Source organism: Modestobacter sp. L9-4, from assembly GCF_019112525.1.
GTDB lineage: Bacteria > Actinomycetota > Actinomycetes > Mycobacteriales > Geodermatophilaceae > Modestobacter.
In genome coordinates, this window is record NZ_CP077800.1 from 1,907,287 (window position 1) to 1,927,977 (window position 20,691).

Consider the following 20,691-nt stretch of genomic DNA (forward strand, 5'->3'; position numbering starts at 1 on the left):
GGTGCACTTTGGTGTCGGCGCCCGGCCGGGTCACCGGTCGCGGAGCACCAGCAGCCGGTCGAGGACGTCGCCGGTGCGCAGCCCGTCGTGCTCGAACTCGTTGGTGACCCAGGTGCGCACGTTGCCCACCGCCTCGGCGGTCTCCAGCGACAGCCCGGCGTCGACGTACACGTCGTCGAGGTAGACGGCGGCGTCGACCGGGACGTCGTTGGCGGCGAGCCGTGCCGGGTCGTACAGCGCGGGGAACTCCGGCACCTCGGCCAGTGCCCGGGCGGCCGGGCCGAAGGCACGCAGCGAGGCGATCTCGTCGAACATCCAGGGGAAGACCATCTCGCCGGTGAACGGCAGCGGCCGCACTCCCGGGTCGAACTCCGGCCCGCGCTCGGCCTCCGCGGCCCACGCCGTCGCGCCGGGCCCGCTGGCGTAGATGCTCTCGTGCAGCGCCACGTACAGCGGGTTGCGCCAGTAGGAGGTGCGCCGGGCGACCTCGTCGAGGAACCCGTCGGAGAGCCCGCCGTCGTCGTCGAACGCCTCGTCGACGAGCCAGTGCAGCTCCTCCGCGCCGGACTGCGTGCCCAGGGCGTGGCCCAGGGTCTGCAGCCGCCGGACGGTGAGCCGGTCGCCGTCGGGCAGCAGCACCGGGGCGGCCTCCAGCCGGTCGGCCACCGCCGCGAACCGGGCGGCGTCGGCCGGGTACCGCTGGTGGAACCGCCGCGCCTTGGCTGCCACCCGCGGCCAGGTGCGCCGGTAGACCTCGCGGGCGTCGGCGGACAGGCCGGGCAGCCCGCCGGTGACCAGGCAGCGCTCCAGCCCCTCGGGTGCCTGCGACAGGTAGGTCAGCGTCACGAACCCGCCGTAGCTCTGGCCCAGCGTCGTCCAGCGGCGGCCGCCGTAGACCGTGCGCCGCAGGTGCTCGGCGTCGGCGACGATCGAGTCGGCACGGAAGGCGAGCAGGTGCGCGGCCGCCGCGGCGGGGTCGGGGAAGCGGCCGATCGACCGGGCGGTGACCCGGGAGCTGCGGCCGGTGCCCCGCTGGTCCAGCAGCACCACCCGGAAGTCGCGCAGCGCGCGCGCGACCCAGCCCCCGCGGGTGGGCCGCGGCGACCTCCCGCCGGGGCCGCCCTGCAGGAACAGCAGCAGCGGCAGGTCGGCGTCCCGGCGGTCGCGGGCGACCAGCTCGCGGGCGAAGACGGTGGTCGTGCCGGCGTCGGGGTCGGCCCAGTGCAGCGGCACGGTCACCTCGTGCTCCCGGACGACGGCGCCGGGGACCTCGTAGGAGACCGTCACCGGGCCAGTGCCGGGGTGGCGGCGTGCTCGGCCGGGACGTGCAGCAGCCGCTGCCCCAGGCCCACGACCGTGGCGGCGACCCCGGCCGCGACGGTGGCCACGCCGAAGCTCGCGTTGGCCCCGACCCCGTCGACGATCTTGCCGGCGGCCGAGGCGCCGACGGCGACCCCGAGCGCCAGCGCCGTGCCGATCCAGGTGAACGCCTCGGTGACCGCCGCGCGCGGCACCAGCAGCTCGGCGAGGGTGAAGGCGCTGATCAGGGCGGGGGAGACGGCGACGCCGGCAAGGACGACCAGCGGCAGCATCACCCAGTAGCTCTCGGCGAACAGCAGCGGCACGGTGAGCAGGGTCAGCACGGTGAGCACGCCGACCAGGCGGTGCCGCAGCGGCACCTGCCAGTGCACCGTGCCCCAGCCGATGCCCGCGCCCATCGACCCCGCGGCGAGCCCGGCGATGAGCAGCCCGGACAGCGAGCGCGCACCGACCTCGTCGGCGAAGGCGACCAGCGAGATCTCCAGCGTGCCGAGGATGGCGCCGATCGCCGCGCCCACGACGAACAGCACCCGCAGCCCCCGCACCCGCATCGCCGAGGCGCCCCGCCGGTGCTCGTGCTCCGCGGGCGGTGGCTCGGTGCGCCGCTGGGCGACGAACAGCAGGGTGCCGACGGCGGCCAGGGTGAAGGCGGTGACCACCCCGGAGGTCGTGTGCCCGGTGGTGGACAGGAAGGTGACCAGCACCGGCCCGACGATGAAGACGAACTCGTCGACCACCGACTCCATGGCCAGCGCGGTGGGCAGCCGCGGGGTGCCGCGCAGCAGGTGGGTCCAGCGCACCCTGATCATCGAGGAGACCGGCGGGAGGCTGGCCCCGGTGAGCGCGGCGGTGGCGAAGACCGTCCACAGCGGCCACCCCTCGCGCACCGCCGTCAGGAACGAGGTGCCCGACAGCACGAAGACGGCCAGCACCGCCAGCAGCACCCGCCGCTGGGCGTGCGTGTCGGCCAGCCGCCCCACGACCGGGCCGGAGACCGCGGCGGCGACGGCGCCGGCCGCGGCGACCGCCCCGCCCAGCCCGTAGGACCCGGTCTGGTCCTGGACCAGCAGCACGCTGCCCAGGCCCACCATCGACAGCGGCAGACGGCCGATGAAGGCCGCCAGCACCATGGGCAGGGCGTGCGGGGTCCGCAGCACGTGCAGGTACGGGTTGGGCACGGGCGGACTGGCCTCCGTCAGCGGGATGGACGCCTCGTCACGCTAACCGAACCGTCCGTGACCCGCGGGCCGAACGGCGGGTCGCCGGGAAGGACGGCGGCCGGTCGCCCGTTGCGCCCACGTGACCTCACCCCACCTGCTCCAGCCCCTGACCCTGCGCGGGGTCACCCTCCCCAACCGCCTCGCGGTCGCCCCGATGTGCCAGTACTGCGTGACCGACGGGGTGGTGGGCGACTACCACCTCGTGCACCTGGGCCGGTTCGCCCTCGGTGGCTTCGGCCTGGTGATGGTGGAGGCGACCGGCGTGACCGCCGACGGGCGGATCAGCCCCGGGGACGTCGGGCTGTGGACCGACGAGCAGGTCCCCGGCCTGGCCCGGGTCGCCGCCTTCCTGACCGCGCACGGCAGCGTGCCGGCGATCCAGCTGGCGCACGCCGGCGGCAAGGCGAACACGCTGCGCCCCTGGGACGGGTCGGGGCAGGTCACCCCCGGGACCGCCCGGCCCGGCGACGAGCCGTGGACGCCGGTCGCCCCCAGCGCCGTCCCGATGGGCGAGGGCTGGAGCGCACCGCGCCCGCTCGCCGTCGAGGAGCTGGCCGACGTGCGCGACGCGTTCGTCGCCGCGGCCCGGCGCGCGCTGGCCGCCGGGTTCCAGGTGGCCGAGGTGCACGCCGCCCACGGCTACCTGCTCAACCAGTTCCTCTCCCCGCTCACCAACCGCCGTGATGACGAGTACGGCGGCTCGCTGGAGAACCGGATGCGCTTCCCGCTGGAGGTCGTGGCCGCTGTCCGCGCCGTGTGGCCGGAGGACCTGCCGCTCCTCGTCCGCGTCTCCGCCGTCGACGCCACGACCGAGGGGACGACACTGGAGGACACCATCGCCTTCGCCCGGCAGCTCCGAGCGCTGGGCGTGGACGCGATCGACGTCTCCGGCGGCGGCATCGGCGGCGGGTGGGAGCACCCGATCGGCTACGGCTACCAGGTGCCCTTCGCCGCCGCGATCCGCGAGCAGGCCGGCATCCCCACGATGGCGGTCGGGCTGGTCGTCGACCCCGAGCAGGCCGAGGCCGTCGTCGCCACCGGCCAGGCCGACCTGGTCGCCGTCGCCCGCGAGGCGCAGGACGACCCGAACTTCGCCCTGCACGCGGCCCGGGCGCTGACCGGCCGGTACGACACCTACCCCGTGCAGGCCGGTCCGCGGCTGGCCTCCCGCGAGCGGCTGATCGAGCGACTCGGCCCGTGGACCGGCCCCGACCCGGTGCGCGTCGAGCAGCCCGCCGCGCAGGCCTGACCACCGCACCGACCGTCCAGCCGTGCCGAGAGGCTGCTGGACGGTCGGTGGGCCGGCTCATCCCCCTCCGTACGCCGGGCCTGTCGCGGCGAGGAAGTCCTCCCACGGTGGCGGCGGCGGCGCACCGGTGACCTCGGCGTCCAGCTTGTCGAGGTACCAGTGCTAGCCGAGGGCGTACTCGGCCACGTCGGTGCCGGCCGGGAAGAGCTGGGTGAACGTCAGCACCGTCTCCCTACCCTCGGAGTCCAGGTCGAGATCCACCCGCCAGCCGGCCTCGGTGTCCCACTCGACCACCAGCCGGACCGGGGCGGCGCATGCGACCACCCGCAGTCGCTCCCCCGCAGGCTCGTCCTCGTGCGTCATGGTGAAGACGCCGGTGCCGCCGGGTTCCCGGAGCCCGTCGTAGGTGCCGATCCAGCGGGCCAGCCGGTCGGGCTCGGTGAGCGCGGCCCAGACGTCGTCGACCGGGCGCGGCCACCGGCGCCGGAACCGCAGCCGCACCCCCTCGGCCAGCACGTCGACCTCGCCCGTCCGCTCGTCGCCTGTCATCGCCGTCCTCCTGTGTCGGGGGGCCAGCCTGGCCGTCGGCGGCGCGGTTCGCCAGGGGCCGCTGCGGGCAACCTCCCGGCCATGACCGTCACCGACCCCGACACCCCGGACCCGCTGAACGACCCCCGCACCCTGCAGGCCGATCCCGGCGCGCTCGGCCAGGGCGAGGACCTCGCCTCCACCGAGGACGACGAGGTCTCGACCGGCGAGGACGAGCTGGCCGCCGACGGGCTGCCCACCTCGCGGACCGAGGCCGACGAGGCCGGCGGCGGCGACGTCACCGGCGGGTCGGCCGGTTGACCGGGCCGGCCCCGAGCGCCGACCGGGGCTGATCCGGGCCGCCGCGCTGCAGGACGGGGGGCGGAGCACGATGGCCCGGTGATCTCGACCGCCCTCACCCGCTGGTTCGACCTCGACGCGCCGGTCTTCGGCGCCCCGATGGCCGGGGTGGCCGGTGGCGAGCTGGCCCGCGCCGTCTCCCTGGGCGGTGGGCTGGGCATGATCGGCGTCGGCGCGGACACCGACCCGGCCTGGGTCGTCGAGCAGGGCCGGCTGCCCGCCGAGGCCGACGTCTCGCACGGGGTCGGGCTGATGGCCTGGGTGCTGGCGGACCGGCCGGAGCTGCTGGCCGCCGCGATCGCCACCGAGCCGGTGCTCGTCTCGGTCTCCTTCGGCGACCCGGGCCCCTTCGTGGGCCCGCTGCACGACGCCGGGATCGCCGTGGCGACGGCGGTCAACTCCCGGGCCGACCTGGACCGGGCCCTGGAGGCCGGCGCCGACGTGATCGTCGCGCAGGGCACCGAGGCCGGCGGGCACACCGGGCAGCGGTCGACCCTGCCGCTGCTGCAGGAGGTCCTGGCCACCACCGACCGGCCGGTGCTGGCCGCCGGCGGCGTGGCCACCGGCGCGGGGCTGGCCGCGGTCCTGGTCGCCGGAGCCGCGGGCGGCTGGATCGGCACGCCCTTCCTCGCCAGCCCCGAGGCGCTCACCAGCCCGGCGGTGCGGGCGCGCGTGCAGGAAGCGACCGGCGACGAGACCGTGCTGACCAGTGCGTTCGACATCGCCCAGGAGCTGGGCTGGCCGGCCCGCTGGCCCGGCCGCGCCCTGGTCAACGAGTTCACCGAGACCTGGCACGGCCGGGAGGCCGAGCTGCGCGGCGACACCGCGGCCACCGAGCAGGTACGCCGCGCCCGCGCCGAGGGCGACCTGGCGCACGCGCCGGTCTACGCCGGGGAGTCCGTCGGCCTGCTCACCACCGAGCGTCCCGCCGCTGACGTCGTCCGCTCACTCGTGGCCGACGCCGAGAAGGCGCTGCAGCGCGCCGCCCGCCTGGTGCGCTAGATCGAGCAGCTGCCGTCGTCGCAGCCCTCGGCGGCGGGGACGGTGACCAGCGGGTGGCTGTCGGACCAGGCGCGCTCGAGCAGCTGCAGCAGCGTCTCGGCCGGCTGGGCGCCGGCGGCGCCGTAGGCGCGGTCGACGACGAAGAACGGGACGCCGGTCGCGCCGAGGGCGCGGGCGGTATCGATGTCCTCGCGGACGGCGGGCAGGAACCGGCGGTCGGCGAGCGCGGCCCGCGCCTCGGTCTCCTCGACGCCCACCTCGACCGCCAGCGCGACGAGGGAGTCGACGTCGAACACCGAGCGCTGCTCCTCGAAGTGGGCGTGCAGCAGCCGCTCCTTCATCGCCCCGCCGAGGCCGTGCTCGGCGGCCAGGTGGATCAGCTCGTGGGCGCGCAAGGTGTTGCCGCTGATGCCCTCGGCGAGGTGGTACTCCAGCCCCTCACCGGCGGCGATGTCCTCGACGCGCTGCTGCATCGCGGCCATCTCGGCCACCGGCTTGCCGTACTTGGCGGCCAGCGCCGGCAGGGTGGGCTCGGTGTGGCCCTCGGGGATGCTCGGGTCCAGCTGGAAGGACCGCCAGACGACCTCGACCTGGTCGGCGTGCGGGAAGCGGGAGAGCGCCGTCTCCAGCTTGCGCTTGCCGATGTAGCACCACGGGCACACGACGTCGGACCACACCTCGACCTGCATGAACCGCCTCAACCGCGGGGAGGGGCCAGCTCATTCCCCGGCCTCGGGGGCCCGCACCTGGGCTCGGCCGTTGCCGGGCGTCGGGTCCAGGAACACGTACTTCACGCCCGAGTGGCGGGCGACCAGCCGGCGCTCGGCCTCGTCGGAGGCCTGCTCGATGTCGGCGACCGACGCGCGGTCGTTGAAGTCGACCTTCGCCGCGACCAGCAGCTGGCCCGGGCCGATCACGGTGGTGAGCAGGAACGGGACGTCGTCGATCTGGTCCATGGCGGCCAGCTCGTCCTTGAGCTCCTGCTGGGTGGTGCCGGGGACGGCCTGGCCGATGAGCAGCGAGACGTTGGCCCGCGCCAGCGAGCCCGCGACGGCGATGAGCAGGACGCCGATGAGGATCGCGCAGATGCCGTCCCACAGCGGGTCGCCGGTCACCTGCTCCAGGAACAGGCCCAGGGCGGCCAGGACCAGGCCCACCAGCGCGGCGCTGTCCTCGAAGGTGACCGCCTTGACCGTGGTGTCGGTGGTGGTCGACAGGTACTGCCGCGGGCTGATCCCGTGCTCCCTCGCCGCACCCCGCACCTGGCGGACCGCCTTGATGAGCGAGCTGCCCTCCAGCACGAAGGAGATCGCCAGGATGACGTAGGAGATGGTCGGCGACCCGGCCTCCTCGCCCTTCCGGATCGTCTCCACGCCCTGGTAGATCGAGAAGCCCGCACCCACGCCGAAGGTGCACAGCGCGGCGAGGAAGGCCCAGAAGTAGGTGGCCCGGCCGTAGCCGAACGGGTGCTGGGCGTCGGGTGCCCGGTTGCCGCGCTTGAGCGCGATGAACAGCAGCACCTCGGTGATCGTGTCGGCGAAGGAGTGCGCCGCCTCGCTCATCATCGCCGAGGAGTGGCTGATCAGACCGCCGACCAGCTTGGCGACCGCGATGGCCAGGTTCGCCGCCCCAGCCACGATCACCGTCCCGGTGGACTCGCCCCCGCCCTTCTCAGCGCCCTTCTCGGCACCCTCCCCGGACTGCGCCTCCTTCACGAGGGCGTGTTCGGTGGTCGGAGCCGGTTGCGTCATGCACCTGTGCGTTCCCCCGTCTGGTGCAGGGCAACCGCGTGCGGGTCAGCCGACGGGCTGCAGCTCCTGCGCCTCGGGCCGGGCGGTGACCGGACGGCACGCGTCCTCCGACGCGCCGGGACCCCCGGGCACGTACTGCTCGCCGATCCGGATGATCTCGGCCAGCCGCTCGCGGGCCGCGGTGAGCTCGGCGATCTGCCGGTCGATGCCGTCGCGCTGCTCGGTCAGCCGGGCGAGCATGGCCGGGGTGGCGACCCCGGTGTGCACGCACGGCAGCACCTCCAGGACGTCCTTGCTGGTCAGCCCGGCGGCGTAGAGCTGTTGCACGAACCGGACCCGGCCCACGGCGCTCTCGGGGTAGCGGCGCTGCCCGCTCGGGGTGCGCTCGGCCTCCAGCAGCCCCTGCTCCTCGTAGTAGCGCAGCGCCCGCACGCTCACGCCGGCCGCGGCAGCGACCTCACCGATGCGCAGCACCGGACCTCCTCGGGTGGTCGGCCTCACACTTGACCCTGACGTCAACGTCAGGTCCTAGCGTCCAGGAGAGCACATCCCGATCGCAAGGAGAAGACCATGGACATCACCGGATCCGTCGCCCTCGTCACCGGCGCGAACCGCGGCCTCGGCCGCCAGTTCGCCCAGCAGCTGCTCGAGCGCGGCGCCAGCAAGGTCTACGCGACCTCCCGCCGACCCGAGCTGATCGACGTCCCCGGCGTCGAGGTGCTGCGGCTGGACGTCACCGACCCGGAGTCGGTCGAGGCGGCGGCCGCGGCCGCCGGCGACGTGAGCCTGGTGGTCAACAACGCCGGGATCAGCACCCGCGCGAACCTGGTGACCGGCGACCTGGCCGACGTCCGGCGGGAGATGGACACGCACTTCTTCGGCACGCTGGGCGTGGTCCGGGCGTTCGCCCCGGTGCTGGCCCGCAACGGCGGCGGCGGGATCGTCAACGTGCTCTCCGCGCTGTCCTGGTTCTCCGTCGACGGCGCGAACGCCTACGCCGCGGGCAAGGCGGCGGCGTGGAGCCTCACCAACGGCGTCCGGATCGAGCTCACCGGCCAGGGCACGCAGGTGACCGGGATCGTGCTGGGCGCGGCCGACACCGACATGATGGCCGGCTACGACGGCCCGATGACCTCCCCGGCCGACGTCGTCCGGACGGCGCTCGACGGCGTGCAGGCCGGCGACTGGGAGGTCCTGGTCGACGACTGGAGCCGGGGCGTCAAGGCCTCGCTCGCCCGCGACCCGCGCGAGTTCTACCGCCCGCGGGGCTGAGCGCAGGCCCCCTCCCGGCACGACGCCGGGAGGGGGCCCGCCGGGGTCAGCGGACGCCGACGAGGTCGACGACGAAGACCAGGGTGGCGCCGGGCTTGATGACGCCGCCGGCACCGCGGTCGCCGTAGGCCTTGTGCGCGGGGATGGTGAGCCGGCGGCGGCCGCCGACCTTCATGCCGGCGATGCCCTCGTCCCAGCCCTGGATGACCATGCCGACGCCGAGGCGGAACTCCAGCGGGTCGCCGCGGTCCCAGGAGGCGTCGAACTGCTCGCCGCCGTCGTGGGTGACGCCGACGTAGTGGGCGCTCACCAGGCTGCCGGCGGTGGCCTCGGGGCCGTCACCCACGACCAGGTCCTCGATCACCAGCTCGCTGGGGGCCGGGCCGGAGGGCGGCTCGACGTCGGGGCGGGTCAGCTCTGCCACGGGGTGCTCCTGGGGGTCGGGCGCCGGGGTGGGCCCCGGCGGACTGCGCACCATCCAACCCGCCCCACGCCCGGCGCGGCGACCGGGCTCCCTTGCACACCCCGCGGCGGGTGCGACCGGTAGGTTCCGTCCGGGGCAGGTCGGGTGACCGCCCCGGTGCCGTGCCGCCCGCCCGCGGCCCGCGCCGGTCCCGACTGGAGGTGGACGTGGCCCCCGAGCTCCCCGCGGGCACCGACCTGTTCACCTCCGGTGGAGAGGCCGGCCGGCTGATGGCCGCCCACGACTGGTCGACCACCGCCGTGGGCCCGGTCGAGGACTGGCCGCAGGGCCTGCGCTTCGCCGTCCGCACCGTGCTGGCCTCCCGGTTCCCCATGGTGCTGACCTGGGGCCCGGAGTTCCTGCAGTTCTACAACGACGCCTACGCGCCCTTCATCGGCGCCAAGCACCCGGCGATCGGCGAGGACATCCGGGTCACCCTCGCCGAGGGCTGGGACGCCCTGGCCGGGCCGGTCGAGCACGCGATGGCCACCCGCGAGGCGTCCTGGCTGCCCCGGCTGCCGCTGCTGCTCGAGCGCGCCGGCTACCGCGAGGAGACCTACTTCACCGTCTCCCACGCCCCCGCCTTCGGCGACGACGGCACGGTCGCCGGCATGCACGCCGTGTGCACCGAGGTGACCGCCGAGGTGCTGGGCGAGCGCCGTCAGCAGCTCCTGCACGCGCTGTCCACCGCCGACGGCGAGCTGGGCGACGAGGCCGCCGTCCTGGACGGGCTGTGCGCCGCGCTGGCCGGCGACCCCCTCGACGTGCCCTTCGCCGCGGTCTACCTCGACGACGGCGGCCGGCTCCGCCGGGCCGCCACGATCGGCTGCGCGCCCGAGCGGCTGCCGGCGACCGTCGAGGACGCCGCGGAGCTGCCCGGCCGGGTGTCGGACCTGCGCATCCTCGGCGGGATGTGGGAGGACCGGGTCCGGGACGCGGTCGCGCTGCCCCTGACCGGTTCCGCCGGTGAGCGCGTCGGCGTCCTGCTGCTGGGCGTGAGCCCGAACCTGGGGCTGGACGAGGAGTACCGCACCTTCCTGGAGCTCGTGGCCGGCCAGTTCCTCACCGCGCTGGGCAACGCCCGGGCCTTCGAGGCCGAGCGGGCGCGCGCGGAGTCCCTCGCCGAGCTCGACCGCGCCAAGACCGCGTTCTTCTCCGACGTCAGCCACGAGCTGCGCACCCCGCTCACCCTGCTGCTGGGGCCGATCAGCGACGTCCTGGCCGCCGACGGCCTGCCTGCGGCGGCCCGGGACCAGCTGACGCTGGCCCGGCGCAACGGCCAGCGCCTGCAGCGGCTGGTCAACGACCTGATGGACTTCGCCAGCATCGAGGCCGGCCGGGCGGCCGCCGTGCGCGTGGCCACCGACCTCCCGGCGTTCACCGCCGAGCTGGCCGGGGTGCTGCGCGCCGGGGCCGAGCGGGCCGGGCTGAGCCTCACCGTCGACTGCTCGCCGCTGCCGCACCCGGCCGCCGTCGACCCGCGGATGTGGGAGAAGGTCGTGCTGAACCTGCTCTCCAACGCGGTGAAGTACACCTTCGTCGGCGGCATCGAGGTGCGGCTGCGCGGCACGGACGACGCCGTTGAGCTCACCGTGGCCGACACCGGCATCGGCATCCCCGCCGAGGAGCTGCCGCTGGTCTTCGACCGGTTCCACCGGGTGGCCGGGTCGCTGGCCCGCAACCGCGAGGGCACCGGCATCGGCCTGGCGCTGGTCCGCGAGCTGGTCGCGCTGCACGGGGGCACCGTCGGGGTGACCAGCGAGCCCGGCCGGGGCAGCACCTTCACCGTCACCGTGCCCTACGGGACCCCGGACGCCGCGGCCGACGCCGAGCGCCCCGCCGCACCGTCGGAGGCCGCGCGCGGCACCGCGGACGTCTGGGAGACCGACGCCGCGCCGCGGGAGCAGCCGGCCGAGCCCACCGACTCCTCGGTGACCGTGCTGGTCGTCGACGACAACGCCGACATGCGCACCTACCTGACCCGGCTGCTGGCGCCCGTCTGGCGGGTGCAGACCTGCGCCGACGGCGAGGAGGCGCTCGCCGCCGTCGCCGCGCACCTGCCCGACGCGGTGGTCACCGACGTGATGATGCCGCGGCTGGACGGGTTCGAGCTGCTCCAACGACTGCGGGCCGACCCCGCCACCCGCGCCGTCCCGGTGCTCATGCTCACCGCCCGGGCCGGGCAGGAGGCCGCCGTCGAGGGCTTCGACGCCGGCGTCGACGACTACCTGGCCAAGCCGTTCCAGGCCGCGGAGCTGATCGCCCGGCTGCGGGTGGCGATCGACCGCGCCGCCGGCCGCCGGGCGGCGGCCGCGGCCGAGACGACCCCCGCGGCTCCCGTGGGTCCTCCGCCGACCGCCTCGCAGGCGCCGACCGGCACCCGGGCCGACGTGCGGGCCCTGGTCCCCTCCAGCCGCCAGCCCACGGCACCGGCAGTCCCGGCCCCGGCACCGCCCCCGGCGCCGCCGGCTCCCCCGGTGCACTTCGACTCCTGGCGGTTCCCGGCGTCCCCGCGGGCGATCCCGGGGCTGCGGCGCGCGCTGCGCCGGCTGCTGGAGTCCGCCGGGCTCACCGAGGACCAGTCCTACGACCTGCTGCTGGCGGCCTGCGAGGCGGCGACCAACGCGGTGGAGCACGCCCAGGACCCGGTCGAGCCGTTCATCGACGTCACCGTCGAGGCCTCGGCCACCGGCGTGGTGATCACCGTGCGGGACTACGGGCAGTGGCGGGAGCGGGGCGCGAGCATGGACCGCGGCCGCGGCTCGACCCTGATGAGCGCGTTCGCCGACATCAGCGCCGTGCCGAGCCCCGAGGGCACCACCGTGACCATCCGGGCCGCGCGGGCCGGCTGAGGCTCAGTCCACCGCGCAGGGCGGGGTGGCGGTGTGCCACTGCGTGCGCTGCTGGAACCACGCCCCGGCGTCCAGCAGCCGGTCCTCCCCGCCGACGGCCGCGGTGAGCTGTGCACCGACCGGCATCCCGGAGACGGGGTGGAAGCCCACGGGCAGGGCCAGCGTCGGGCCGGCGTGCAGCGACCAGGGCGCGGTCAGCAGCGCCAGCCGGCGGGTGAGGGCCAGCACCTCCTCGTCGGTGGACACCAGCGGGACGTCGACCGGCAGCGTCGGGCTGAGCAGCACGTCGACGGTGGTGAACACCTCCTCCAGCGCGCGCTGGAACTCCGCCCGGGCCTCCAGCGCCTCGGCCCGGTGGCCGTCGCTGAGCCCCTCGCCCACCCGCACCCGGGTCAGCGTCTCGGGCTGGAACAGCTCGGGGTGCGCCAGCCGCTCGACGTGCAGGTCGGCGACGTCGGCGTAGACCAGCGTGTAGAGCACGTCCAGCGCCGACCCCGTGCCGGGCACGCGCACCGGCACCAGCTCGGCCCCGCCGCCGGCGAACACCTGCGCGGCGGCGGCGACGACCGCGGCGACCCCGGGGTCCAGCGGGTGCGTCCAGGACTCGGGGACGCCGATCCGCACCGGCGGTGCGGGCGTCAGCTCACGCACCGGCCGCCCGGCCAGCACGGCGAACGCCCGGGCGACCAGCGGGACGTCGCGGGCGATCGGGCCCACGGTGTCGACCAGCTCGCAGACCGGGAAGGTGCCGGCGTCGGGCACCACGGAGACGCCCGGCCGCAGCCCGGTGACGCCGCAGGCGGCGGCCGGGACCCGCACCGAACCACCGGTGTCGGTGCCCAGCGCCAGGTCGACGAGCCCGGCGGCGACGGCGGCCGCGGAGCCGCTGCTGGAGCCCCCGGGCACGCGGTCGGCGTCCCAGGGGTTGCGCGCCGACCCGGCGAGGGAGTTCAGCCCGGTCAGGCCGAGGGCGAACTCGCTGAGGTTGAGCTTGGCCACGACCTGCGCACCGGCGGCGGTGAGCCGCGAGACGACCTCCGCGTCGACGCCGGGCACCCGGTCGGCGAAGTACGCCGACCCGCAGGTGGTGCGCACCCCGGCGGTGTCGATGCTGTCCTTGAGGCCCACCCGGACCCCGGCCAGCGGACCGTCGGCGGCGTGCGGCAGCGGCGGGTCGATGACCGTGACGACGGCGTTGACCGCCGCCGTGACCTCGGCGGTGCGGCTCGCCCGGTCGCCGACGGGCGGGGCGGGGGTCTGCGCGGTCACGGGCGGAGCCTGCCACCCGCCGTGGCCGCGCGGGAGGCAGGGAGCCCCCCGGCCTGGTCAGAGGGCCTGTGCGGCGCGCGTGTCGTCGATGGAGGGGCGGTCGGCGAACAGCGGCGGCAGGTACCGCAGCATCAGCACCGACCAGGTCAGGTGGGTCAGCGCCGGCGCCTGGATCCCGCCGGTGACCCGCCGCTGCAGGGCGAACAGCAGGCCCATCGGGACCGAGGCGAGCACGAGTGCGGGGTTGCGGGTGGCGACGGTGGCCAGCGTGTAGACCGCGGAGGACTTCAGCACCGGGTGGTCGACCCCGACCGCGGCGTACAGCGCCCCGCGGAAGAAGACCTCCTCGGCGACGCCGTTGGCCAGCGTGGTCGTGGTGACCAGCACCGGGTTGCCCTGCTGGGCGTACCGCAGCACCCGGGTGATCGCGGCCTCCAGCGGCGGGATCTGCTTGGCCACCAGCGCGGCGCCGTAGAACAGCCCGAACGAGGCGATGCCCCCGGCGACCGGGGTGAGCAGCGGCCGCCGCAGCGTGGCCCGCGGGGTCTGCATCCAGCCCAGGTGCAGCGGGCCGGAGGCGACTCCCCCGGCCACCCAGGTGGCCGCCACGCCCAGGGTGAGCGCGTAGAAGGACGTCGAGTCCGGCTTGCGCGACAGCGACACCCCCAGCAGCCCGGCACCGGCCACCGACACCGCGGCGGTCACCCGGCGGCGGCGGCGGAAGGCGGCGTCGGACTCGTGGTGGTCGCGCGGGACCTTGTCGATCAGCCACGGGGGCAGCCGGTCGAGCAGGCGGGTGAGGCCGGCGTCGGAGATGAGCGACTCCCCGATGCGGCGCCGGTCGCGGGTCACCGGACGGTCCCGATGCCGGAGGCGGTCTTCCCGTGCCGGGCCGCGCGTCTGGCCTTCGCGCGTTCACCGAGCGCGGTGAGGACGGCGTCGTCGTAGGGCATCGGGTCGAAGGGGACGACGCGGCGGATCGAGTCGTCGCGCACCACGACCTCGTTGCTCATCGAGTCGATCAGCGACCGCCCCGTCTGCAGGTCGACGTCGGTGACCAGCGACAGCCAGCGGGAGGACAGCTGCGGGGTCAGCAGCGGCACCGGCACGATCAGCAGCCGGCGGCCCTGGATCTCCGCGACCCGGGTCAGCATCTCCAGGTACTCGAGCACCTCGGGGCCGCCCACGTCGAAGTGCCGCCCGGCGGCCTCCGGCGCCTCGAGCACCCCGACCAGGTACCGGACGACGTCGCCGACCGCGATCGGCTGCGTCCGGGTGTGCACCCAGCGGGGCGTGATCATCGCCGGCAGGTGGGCGACCAGCTGCCGGGTCATCTCCCAGGAGACGCCGCCGTGGCCGACGATGATGCCGGCCCGCAGCACCGTGACCGGCACCCCGCCCTCGCTCAGCAGCTGCTCGACCTGGCGGCGGCTGCGCAGGTGCGGGGAGAGGTCGTCGGCGTCGTCGCCGAGCCCGCCCAGGTAGACGATCCGGCCGATCCCGGCGTCGGCGGCGGCGCGGGCGAACGCGCGGGCGGCCTCGGCGTCCCGCTCCTGGAAGTCGGCCGAGTCCAGGGAGTGCACCAGGTAGTACGCGGCGTCGCAGCCCTCGAGGGCGGCGCGCAGCGAGGCCTCGTCGGAGACGTCACCGGCGACCGGCGTCCCCGCGCCCTCGTAGCTCTCCGGGCGGCGGGTCATCGCCCGCACCTCGTGCCCGGCCTGCTCCAGGGCAGGCGCGAGCCTGCCACCCACGAACCCCGACGCGCCGGTCACCAGTACTCGCACCCGTCCAGCCTGTCGGTCCCGGGCCGAGCGCGCGATTCGGGGGTGCACGACGGATCGGCGCGGGACGACGTGCGGGCGCATGATCGGCGGCATGGACGACCCGGGCAGCGAGCGCAACGTGCTGGGCGGGCCGCTGGAACCGTGCGGCACCGACCCGATGACCGGCTTCACCCGCGACGGCTCGTGCCGCTCGGGCCCCGAGGACGCCGGCAGCCACACCGTGTGCGCCGTGGTGTCCGCCGAGTTCCTGGCCCTGCAGCGCCGGCTGGGCAACGACCTGAGCACCCCGCGCCCCCAGTACGGCTTCCCCGGGCTGGTGCCCGGCGACCGCTGGTGCGTCGTCGCGGCGCGGTGGCGGCAAGCGGCCGAGGCCGGGGCGCCCGCCGGGGTGGTGCTGGCCGCGACCAACGCCCGCGCCCTGGAGCTCGTGCCCCTGGAGCTGCTGCAGGCGCACGCCGTCGACGTCCCCGACGACGCCTCGTCGCTGGGCAGCCCGCCCGGGGAACAGGCCCCCGGCGGCGCCGGTTGACCCGCAGCGACCGTCCCCTACGTACGGAGCTGCCGTGAGCGACCTGCTGGACCTGCCCCTCACCACGCTCCAGGGCGAGCCGACCACGCTGGGCGCGCTGACCGCGGGCTCGGCCGCGCTGGTGGTCAACGTGGCCAGCCGCTGCGGGCTGACCCCGCAGTACGAGCAGCTGGAGGCGCTGCAGCAGGAGTACGCCGGCCGCGGGTTCACCGTGCTGGGCGTGCCGTGCAACCAGTTCGCCGGCCAGGAGCCCGGGACGGCGGAGGAGATCGCCACGTTCTGCTCGGCCACCTACGGCGTCACCTTCCCGATGACCGGCAAGCTCGAGGTCAACGGCCCGGACGCCGACCCGCTGTTCCAGCAGCTGACCGCCGTCCCGGACGCCACCGGCGAGGCCGGCGACGTGCAGTGGAACTTCGAGAAGTTCCTGCTGTCGGCCGACGGCGAGGTGGTCGCCCGGTTCCGGCCGCGGACGACGCCCGACGCCCCCGAGGTCCGCGCCGCCATCGAAGGAGTCCTGGCATGACGTCCCCCGACCGCCCGCCGCTCCCGCCGTTCACCGCGGCGACCGCCGCCCAGAAGGTGCAGGCGGCCGAGGACGGCTGGAACAGCCGCGACCCGCAGCGGGTGGCGCTGGCCTACACCGAGGACTCCGTCTGGCGGAACCGGGACACGTTCCTCACCGGCCGCGCCGCGATCGTCGAGTTCCTCACCGCCAAGTGGGAGCGCGAGCAGGACTACGTGCTGCGCAAGGCGCTCTGGGCCTTCAGCGACGACCGGATCGCCGTGCGCTTCCAGTACGAGTGGCACGACGCCGCGGGCCGGTGGTGGCGCTCCTACGGGAACGAGAACTGGGAGTTCGACGCGCACGGGCTGATGAGCCGCCGCGAGGCCAGCATCAACGACGTCGCGATCACCGCCGCCGAGCGCCGACTGACCGGCCCCCGGCAGCCCGGCGAGCCCGAGATCCCGCTGCACTGATCCCGCTGCACCGACCTCCCGGTGCACCTGCCGACGGCGGGTGCACCGGGGCCGCCGTCGGTCAGCCCTGCAGCGCGGCGGGGTCCATCCACATCGTCTCCCAGACGTTGCCGTCGGGGTCGGTGAAGCTGGTGGAGTACATGAACCCGTGGTCCTGCGTCGGCAGCCACGGCTTGCCCCCCGCACCCAGCGCCCGGGCCAGCAGGTCGTCGACCTCCGTGCGGCTCTCGGAGGAGAGGGCGTTGAGCACCGAGGTGGCCTGGGCCGGGTCGCCCACCTCACCGGCCACGAAGCCGGCGAACTTCTCGCGGGTGAGCAGCATGACCGAGATGTTCTCCTCGACCACCATCGCGGCCGCCGTCTCGTCGGTGAACCGCGGGTCGTTGCGGAAGCCGAGCGCGGCGTAGAAGGCCTTCGCCCGCTCCAGGTCGGTGACGGGCAGGTTCACGAAGATCATGCGCACGGTGGTCTCCTCGATCGGTCCGGCCGGCCGGACGGTGGTGGGCCGCTGCGGCCCTGTGGAGGTGGAGACCGGCCGGCCCGGGAGAACTCATCGGTCCCCGGTCCGGCGTCCCCGCGGACGGCGTCGCACGGGTCGGCTGTGCGCGGCACTCGCCACGGCTGGGGCCGGGCTGTGAGGATGGCGGTCCCCGCACGAGGGGCCGGGTGATCGGCTCCCGGGCAGGTCCGACAGCATGAACGGGTCCGCGGGCACACGGGCGACGCCAGGTGAGGAGCGCAGACGGTGAGCACGACCAGGAGCAACCGGGCCAAGGCCGCGATCACCACCGTCAGCCTGACCGGTGCCGCCATGGGCTTCCTGACCGCCTGCGGTGGTGGTGGCAACGACGACAACGACGCCCGCGAGGTCTACTGCGTCGACGAGCAGGACAACGTCGTCGACGAGGACCAGTGCGAGGACGCCGAGCGGAACGGCGGCATCGGCCTGGGCGGCCTGCCTTTCTTCTTCCTGCTCAGCAACTTCGGCGGCAACCGCTACTCGGTCGGCCAGCGCATCCCGCAGCAGTACACCTCCGCGGGCACCCGGGTGAACCCCTCCGACACCGCCGCGCGGTCCCGCAGCGGGCTGCCCAGCACCGGCAAGGTGACGTCGGGGACCCGCGTCTCCGGCGGGATCGGCTCCGGCAAGGCCGGGGGGAGCAGCGGCTCGTGAGGCGGCTCTACGGCAAGGCCCGGCTCGGCTGGGAGGCCGAGATCGAGAGCCAGGGGCTGGTCTACAACAAGACCACCGTCCCCGACGGGGAGACCCGCTCCTACTGGCGCGAGGACGTCTTCTACGACTTCACCGCAGCCGAGGTCGACCGGCTGGCCGAGGTCACCGACCAGCTGTTCGCCGCCTGCGTGGAGGCCGGTGAGGTCGCGCTCGCCGACGACCGGCTGCTGGACCGGATGCGCATCCCGCGCGACGCCCGCGACGTCATCCGGGCCACCTGGGAGTACGAGCCGCCGAGCATCTACGGCCGCTTCGACCTGTGGTGGGACGGCCAGGCAGCGCCCCGGCTGCTGGAGTTCAACGCCGACACCCCGACCTCGCTGGTCGAGGCCGCCGTCGTGCAGTGGGCGTGGCACCTGGAGACCGGGCAGGGCACCGACCAGTGGAACCAGCTCGACGACCGGCTGGTGGAGGCCTGGCGCCGCAACCTGTCGCGCTGGGAGGCCCACTACGGGCGCCGTCCGAGGGTGCACCTGGCCTGGACGTCGGGCGACACCAGCGGCGAGGACTGGATGACGGTCGCCTACATGGCCGACTGCGTGCAGCGCGCCGGCTACGAGACGACCGTGCTCACCACCGAGGAACTCGGCCTCGACACCGGCGACGCCCGCTTCTACGACCCCAAGGGCAACCGGATCGACGTGATCTTCAAGCTCTACCCCTGGGAGTGGCTGGTCGCCGACGAGTACGGCCCGTCGGTCATCGCCGACCTCCGCGTCCCGGGCGGGACGACGTGGGTCGAGCCGATCTGGAAGATGCTCTGGTCGAACAAGGGCCTGCTGCCGGTGCTGTGGCAGCGGTACGAGCACGACCCGGTGATCAGCCGGCACCTGCTGCCCGCCTTCTTCGGCGACGACCCGCGGGCCGCGGAGCTGCAGGCGACCGGCTTCGCCCGCAAGCCGCTGCTTGGCCGCGAGGGTAACAACGTCGAGCTGATCGCCCCCGGCGGGGAGACCCTCGCCTCGCTCGGCGGACGCTACGGCGCCGAGGGCTGGGTCGTGCAGGGCCTGTGCCCGCTGCCGGACTTCGCCGGCCCCGACGGCCCGCACCACCCGGTGCTGGGCACCTGGGTCGTCGACGGCGAGGCCGCCGGCATGGGCATCCGCGAGTCCGACGGCCTCATCACCGACGACCTGTCCTTCTTCGTCCCGCACACGATCGACCACAAGCGCCCGCCGAACACCACCTGGTCCGCCTGACCCGACGTCATCGGCTGGCAGGCCACCCGACCGCCTCCCGGCCGCCGGCGGGCAGGCGGCTGCTCGGCGCTGCGGCCGGGCGGGCTGCCCGGTGCTGCGGGCAGAACGCCTGCCGGGTGCTGCGGTCCAGCGACTGCCCGGGTCGACCAGGGCGTTCATGCGGTCGTCAGGTCCGCCGGCTCACCCTGGCCCGGACAGGCGGCGGTCGTGCGGACCACGTGGAGCTCGTCACCGGCGCCGGGCGACGGACCGCACGGCCGGCCCGCCGCGCCCGTACGACGTCCCTGGAGGCACCCGTGAGCCGCACGACCGTCCCGCACGACGCCGGGCTCCGCCGTGCCCTGCAGGTGGCCGCGATGCTGACCCTGCTGAGCGTGGGCTTCCAGTACGTCACGGCCGGGCAGCTGTTCCCCCGGGGCGGCCCGGAGGAGCTGCACGCCGGAGGGGCGATCGTGCTGCACGTGCTCAGCGGGCTGACCGCGGTCGCCGCGGTGCTGCTGTGGCGCCGCGGCGGCTGCTCCGTGCGGATGGCGGTGCTGGCGGGTGTGGTGTTCGTGCTGACGTTCGTCCAGGCCGCGACGGGCGGCCGGGACACGCTGTGGGTCCACGTGCCCGGCGCCATGGTGGTGACCGTCGGTGCGGTGTGGGTCGCGGTCTGGTCGTTCAGCCGCCCCGCCGACCGCTGAGCCGCGCGGCCCCGGGCAGCCAGTCGAGGCGGCCGCCGTGCGGGGCGGTGTACGCCAGCGGTTCGCCGTCCAGGGCCAGCAGGAAGCGGGACTCCTCGGCGGCCGGCTGCTCGGGCAGGCGGTCGCGGACGGCGGGCAGCACGGACACGCCCTCCTGCGAGCCCCACCGCACCGGCAGCCCGCCGACCGTCTGCACGAACTGCTCGCGGGCGGCGTCGTCCAGGTAGGCCAGCACCGCGGTGTGGAACACGACGACGGTCGCCTCGCGCGGCATCCGGGCCACCAGCCCGGGCAGCTGGTCCACCAGGTCGCCCCGCACGATCTCGGCCGGCTCGCGGGCGGCGACCGCGGCGGCGGCGCCCAGCCTGGCGCGGCGTTCGTCCATGCCGGGCCAGATCAGCGCCTGCAGCCAGGCCACGTCGTCGGGGTCGGCCGGGTCGAGCGGGTTGAGGTCGATGCCGGCCCGCGCGACCACCTCCGGCACACCGGTGGGGACCGGTCCGTCACCGGTGACCGTGCACCGCAGCTGCACCGGGCTCGCGGCGTCCCCGACCGGGCCGGTGGGGTACTCGTAGCCGTACCGGTCGGGGTACAGGCACAGCCCGGCGGAGGCGCCGACCTCGATCAGCGCCAGCGGCCCGGGCAGGGTGGCCAGCACCGGCAGCAGCGCCGCGCAGCGGGCGGCCTCGTTGGTCTGCGTGGCCCGGGCCAGCATCGTCGTCCGCAGCCGGTCGGCGTCGCCGAGCACCCGCTCGTGCAGCTGCGCACCGTCGGCCGGCGGGGCGCCGTGCAGGAACGTCAGCGCCCCGAGCAGCAGGTTCGCCTGCCGCTTGGCCCGCGGCAGCGAGCCGAGGAACTCCAGGACGTCGGCGTCCCCGGCCACCGCGGCGGCCAGCTCCGCGTACTGCGGCGAGACGCCCGCGGCCTCCACCTCGGCGAAGCGCCGGTAGTGCCCGGCGAGGTCCTGCAGCTCCTCGTCCAGCGCTCTCACG

At 75.3% G+C, this 20,691-nt stretch carries 23 protein-coding genes; 11 read left to right on the forward strand and 12 right to left on the reverse strand.

Going from position 1 to position 20,691, the window contains the following annotated elements; all coding sequences use genetic code 11:
* Positions 1-30: 30 nt before the first annotated feature.
* Together KUM42_RS08990 and KUM42_RS08995 are read right to left on the reverse strand one after the other, a co-directional pair.
* A complete protein-coding gene (locus KUM42_RS08990; protein WP_237496420.1) occupies positions 31-1,287 on the reverse strand; it encodes an alpha/beta fold hydrolase in 1,257 nt (418 codons plus the stop codon).
* The gene (locus tag KUM42_RS08995; protein WP_237496421.1) at positions 1,284-2,498 is read right to left on the reverse strand and encodes an MFS transporter; all 1,215 of its coding nucleotides are present in this window, start codon (positions 2,496-2,498) and stop codon (positions 1,284-1,286) included. Before KUM42_RS08995 ends, KUM42_RS08990 begins: the two co-directional genes overlap by 4 nt.
* A 121-nt stretch (positions 2,499-2,619) precedes the next feature.
* On the opposite strand from KUM42_RS08995, the gene KUM42_RS09000 reads away from it, so the two are divergent.
* Positions 2,620-3,789, forward strand: a complete 1,170-nt coding sequence (locus KUM42_RS09000) for an NADH:flavin oxidoreductase/NADH oxidase (protein WP_237496422.1) — start codon at positions 2,620-2,622, stop codon at positions 3,787-3,789.
* A 162-nt stretch (positions 3,790-3,951) separates the two neighbouring features.
* Here the strand turns inward: KUM42_RS09000 and KUM42_RS09005 are convergent, their stop codons facing one another.
* Complete coding sequence (locus tag KUM42_RS09005; RefSeq protein ID WP_237496423.1) at positions 3,952-4,338, reverse strand: SRPBCC domain-containing protein; 387 nt, start codon at positions 4,336-4,338, stop codon at positions 3,952-3,954.
* 81 nt (positions 4,339-4,419) lie between these two features.
* On the opposite strand from KUM42_RS09005, the gene KUM42_RS09010 reads away from it, so the two are divergent.
* Together KUM42_RS09010 and KUM42_RS09015 are read left to right on the forward strand one after the other, a co-directional pair.
* Positions 4,420-4,638 carry a hypothetical protein gene (locus KUM42_RS09010; protein WP_237496424.1) on the forward strand — a complete coding sequence of 73 codons (219 nt, stop codon included), beginning with the start codon at positions 4,420-4,422 and terminating at the stop codon, positions 4,636-4,638.
* A 78-nt stretch (positions 4,639-4,716) separates the two neighbouring features.
* Entirely contained in the window at positions 4,717-5,679 is a 963-nt protein-coding gene (locus KUM42_RS09015; RefSeq protein WP_237496425.1) for a nitronate monooxygenase family protein, read from the forward strand.
* On the opposite strand, the gene KUM42_RS09020 is transcribed toward KUM42_RS09015, so the two are convergent.
* Genes KUM42_RS09020 through KUM42_RS09030 form a run of 3 tightly spaced genes read right to left on the reverse strand, consistent with a single transcriptional unit; the run spans position 5,676 to position 7,904 of the window.
* Positions 5,676-6,368 carry a DsbA family oxidoreductase gene (locus tag KUM42_RS09020; protein WP_237496426.1) on the reverse strand — a complete coding sequence of 231 codons (693 nt, stop codon included), beginning with the start codon at positions 6,366-6,368 and terminating at the stop codon, positions 5,676-5,678. The two genes, KUM42_RS09015 and KUM42_RS09020, sit on opposite strands and share 4 nt — an antisense overlap.
* Before the next feature lie 30 nt (positions 6,369-6,398).
* Positions 6,399-7,430: a cation diffusion facilitator family transporter gene (locus KUM42_RS09025; RefSeq protein WP_237496427.1), complete on the reverse strand. Its 1,032-nt coding sequence runs from the start codon at positions 7,428-7,430 to the stop codon at positions 6,399-6,401.
* 45 nt (positions 7,431-7,475) lie between these two features.
* Complete coding sequence (locus KUM42_RS09030; RefSeq protein ID WP_237496428.1) at positions 7,476-7,904, reverse strand: MerR family transcriptional regulator; 429 nt, start codon at positions 7,902-7,904, stop codon at positions 7,476-7,478.
* Between the two features lie 96 nt (positions 7,905-8,000).
* On the opposite strand from KUM42_RS09030, the gene KUM42_RS09035 reads away from it, so the two are divergent.
* Positions 8,001-8,702 carry an SDR family oxidoreductase gene (locus KUM42_RS09035; RefSeq protein ID WP_237496429.1) on the forward strand — a complete coding sequence of 234 codons (702 nt, stop codon included), beginning with the start codon at positions 8,001-8,003 and terminating at the stop codon, positions 8,700-8,702.
* A 46-nt stretch (positions 8,703-8,748) separates the two neighbouring features.
* On the opposite strand, the gene KUM42_RS09040 is transcribed toward KUM42_RS09035, so the two are convergent.
* The gene (locus KUM42_RS09040) at positions 8,749-9,126 is read right to left on the reverse strand and encodes an FKBP-type peptidyl-prolyl cis-trans isomerase (protein WP_163609973.1); all 378 of its coding nucleotides are present in this window, start codon (positions 9,124-9,126) and stop codon (positions 8,749-8,751) included.
* A gap of 206 nt (positions 9,127-9,332) precedes the next feature.
* On the opposite strand from KUM42_RS09040, the gene KUM42_RS09045 reads away from it, so the two are divergent.
* A complete protein-coding gene (locus tag KUM42_RS09045) occupies positions 9,333-12,017 on the forward strand; it encodes an ATP-binding protein (protein ID WP_237496430.1) in 2,685 nt (894 codons plus the stop codon).
* Positions 12,018-12,020: 3 nt separating this feature from the next.
* Here KUM42_RS09045 and KUM42_RS09050 read toward each other — a convergent pair whose 3' ends face one another.
* Genes KUM42_RS09050 through KUM42_RS09060 form a run of 3 tightly spaced genes read right to left on the reverse strand, consistent with a single transcriptional unit; the run spans position 12,021 to position 15,070 of the window.
* The gene (locus KUM42_RS09050; RefSeq protein ID WP_237496431.1) at positions 12,021-13,286 is read right to left on the reverse strand and encodes an amidase; all 1,266 of its coding nucleotides are present in this window, start codon (positions 13,284-13,286) and stop codon (positions 12,021-12,023) included.
* Between the two features lie 57 nt (positions 13,287-13,343).
* Positions 13,344-14,138, reverse strand: coding sequence for a CPBP family intramembrane glutamic endopeptidase (locus KUM42_RS09055; RefSeq protein WP_237496432.1), 795 nt, complete (start codon positions 14,136-14,138; stop codon positions 13,344-13,346).
* Positions 14,135-15,070 carry an NAD(P)H-binding protein gene (locus KUM42_RS09060; protein WP_237496433.1) on the reverse strand — a complete coding sequence of 312 codons (936 nt, stop codon included), beginning with the start codon at positions 15,068-15,070 and terminating at the stop codon, positions 14,135-14,137. Before KUM42_RS09060 ends, KUM42_RS09055 begins: the two co-directional genes overlap by 4 nt.
* A 91-nt stretch (positions 15,071-15,161) precedes the next feature.
* Between KUM42_RS09060 and KUM42_RS09065 the strand changes: the two genes are divergently transcribed.
* The 3 genes from KUM42_RS09065 to KUM42_RS09075 are packed head-to-tail and all read left to right on the forward strand — an operon-like array spanning position 15,162 to position 16,580.
* Entirely contained in the window at positions 15,162-15,599 is a 438-nt protein-coding gene (locus tag KUM42_RS09065; protein WP_237496434.1) for a DUF2237 family protein, read from the forward strand.
* Positions 15,600-15,633: 34 nt separating this feature from the next.
* Positions 15,634-16,125, forward strand: a complete 492-nt coding sequence (locus KUM42_RS09070) for a glutathione peroxidase (RefSeq protein ID WP_237496435.1) — start codon at positions 15,634-15,636, stop codon at positions 16,123-16,125.
* Positions 16,122-16,580: a nuclear transport factor 2 family protein gene (locus KUM42_RS09075; protein WP_237496436.1), complete on the forward strand. Its 459-nt coding sequence runs from the start codon at positions 16,122-16,124 to the stop codon at positions 16,578-16,580. The genes KUM42_RS09070 and KUM42_RS09075 overlap by 4 nt, the downstream gene beginning before the upstream one ends.
* A 61-nt stretch (positions 16,581-16,641) precedes the next feature.
* Here the strand turns inward: KUM42_RS09075 and KUM42_RS09080 are convergent, their stop codons facing one another.
* Positions 16,642-17,037 (reverse strand): VOC family protein, encoded by a 396-nt coding sequence (locus KUM42_RS09080; protein ID WP_255557581.1) that lies wholly within the window; start codon positions 17,035-17,037, stop codon positions 16,642-16,644.
* A 288-nt stretch (positions 17,038-17,325) separates the two neighbouring features.
* Between KUM42_RS09080 and KUM42_RS09085 the strand changes: the two genes are divergently transcribed.
* From KUM42_RS09085 to KUM42_RS09095, 3 genes are all read left to right on the forward strand, one after another.
* The gene (locus KUM42_RS09085) at positions 17,326-17,754 is read left to right on the forward strand and encodes a hypothetical protein (RefSeq protein WP_237496438.1); all 429 of its coding nucleotides are present in this window, start codon (positions 17,326-17,328) and stop codon (positions 17,752-17,754) included.
* The gene (locus KUM42_RS09090) at positions 17,751-19,013 is read left to right on the forward strand and encodes a glutathionylspermidine synthase family protein (protein WP_237496439.1); all 1,263 of its coding nucleotides are present in this window, start codon (positions 17,751-17,753) and stop codon (positions 19,011-19,013) included. Before KUM42_RS09085 ends, KUM42_RS09090 begins: the two co-directional genes overlap by 4 nt.
* A gap of 296 nt (positions 19,014-19,309) precedes the next feature.
* Positions 19,310-19,699, forward strand: a complete 390-nt coding sequence (locus tag KUM42_RS09095) for a hypothetical protein (RefSeq protein ID WP_237496440.1) — start codon at positions 19,310-19,312, stop codon at positions 19,697-19,699.
* Here the strand turns inward: KUM42_RS09095 and KUM42_RS09100 are convergent.
* On the reverse strand, positions 19,677-20,690 hold the full coding sequence (locus KUM42_RS09100; RefSeq protein WP_237496441.1) for a DUF2332 domain-containing protein: 1,014 nt from the start codon (positions 20,688-20,690) through the stop codon (positions 19,677-19,679). The two genes, KUM42_RS09095 and KUM42_RS09100, sit on opposite strands and share 23 nt — an antisense overlap.
* Between the last annotated feature and the right edge of the window lies 1 nt (position 20,691).

Excerpts from the sequence above, each read along its gene's own strand:
- KUM42_RS09080 (WP_255557581.1), bottom strand. The coding sequence starts at position 17,037 with ATGATCTTCGTGAACCTGCCCGTCACCGACCTGGAGCGGGCGAAGGCC.
- KUM42_RS09065 (WP_237496434.1), top strand. The coding sequence starts at position 15,162 with ATGGACGACCCGGGCAGCGAGCGCAACGTGCTGGGCGGGCCGCTGGAA.
- KUM42_RS09025 (WP_237496427.1), bottom strand. The coding sequence starts at position 7,430 with ATGACGCAACCGGCTCCGACCACCGAACACGCCCTCGTGAAGGAGGCG.
- KUM42_RS09075 (WP_237496436.1), top strand. The coding sequence starts at position 16,122 with ATGACGTCCCCCGACCGCCCGCCGCTCCCGCCGTTCACCGCGGCGACC.
- KUM42_RS09005 (WP_237496423.1), bottom strand. The coding sequence starts at position 4,338 with ATGACAGGCGACGAGCGGACGGGCGAGGTCGACGTGCTGGCCGAGGGG.
- KUM42_RS09035 (WP_237496429.1), top strand. The coding sequence starts at position 8,001 with ATGGACATCACCGGATCCGTCGCCCTCGTCACCGGCGCGAACCGCGGC.
- KUM42_RS09020 (WP_237496426.1), bottom strand. The coding sequence starts at position 6,368 with ATGCAGGTCGAGGTGTGGTCCGACGTCGTGTGCCCGTGGTGCTACATC.
- KUM42_RS09010 (WP_237496424.1), top strand. The coding sequence starts at position 4,420 with ATGACCGTCACCGACCCCGACACCCCGGACCCGCTGAACGACCCCCGC.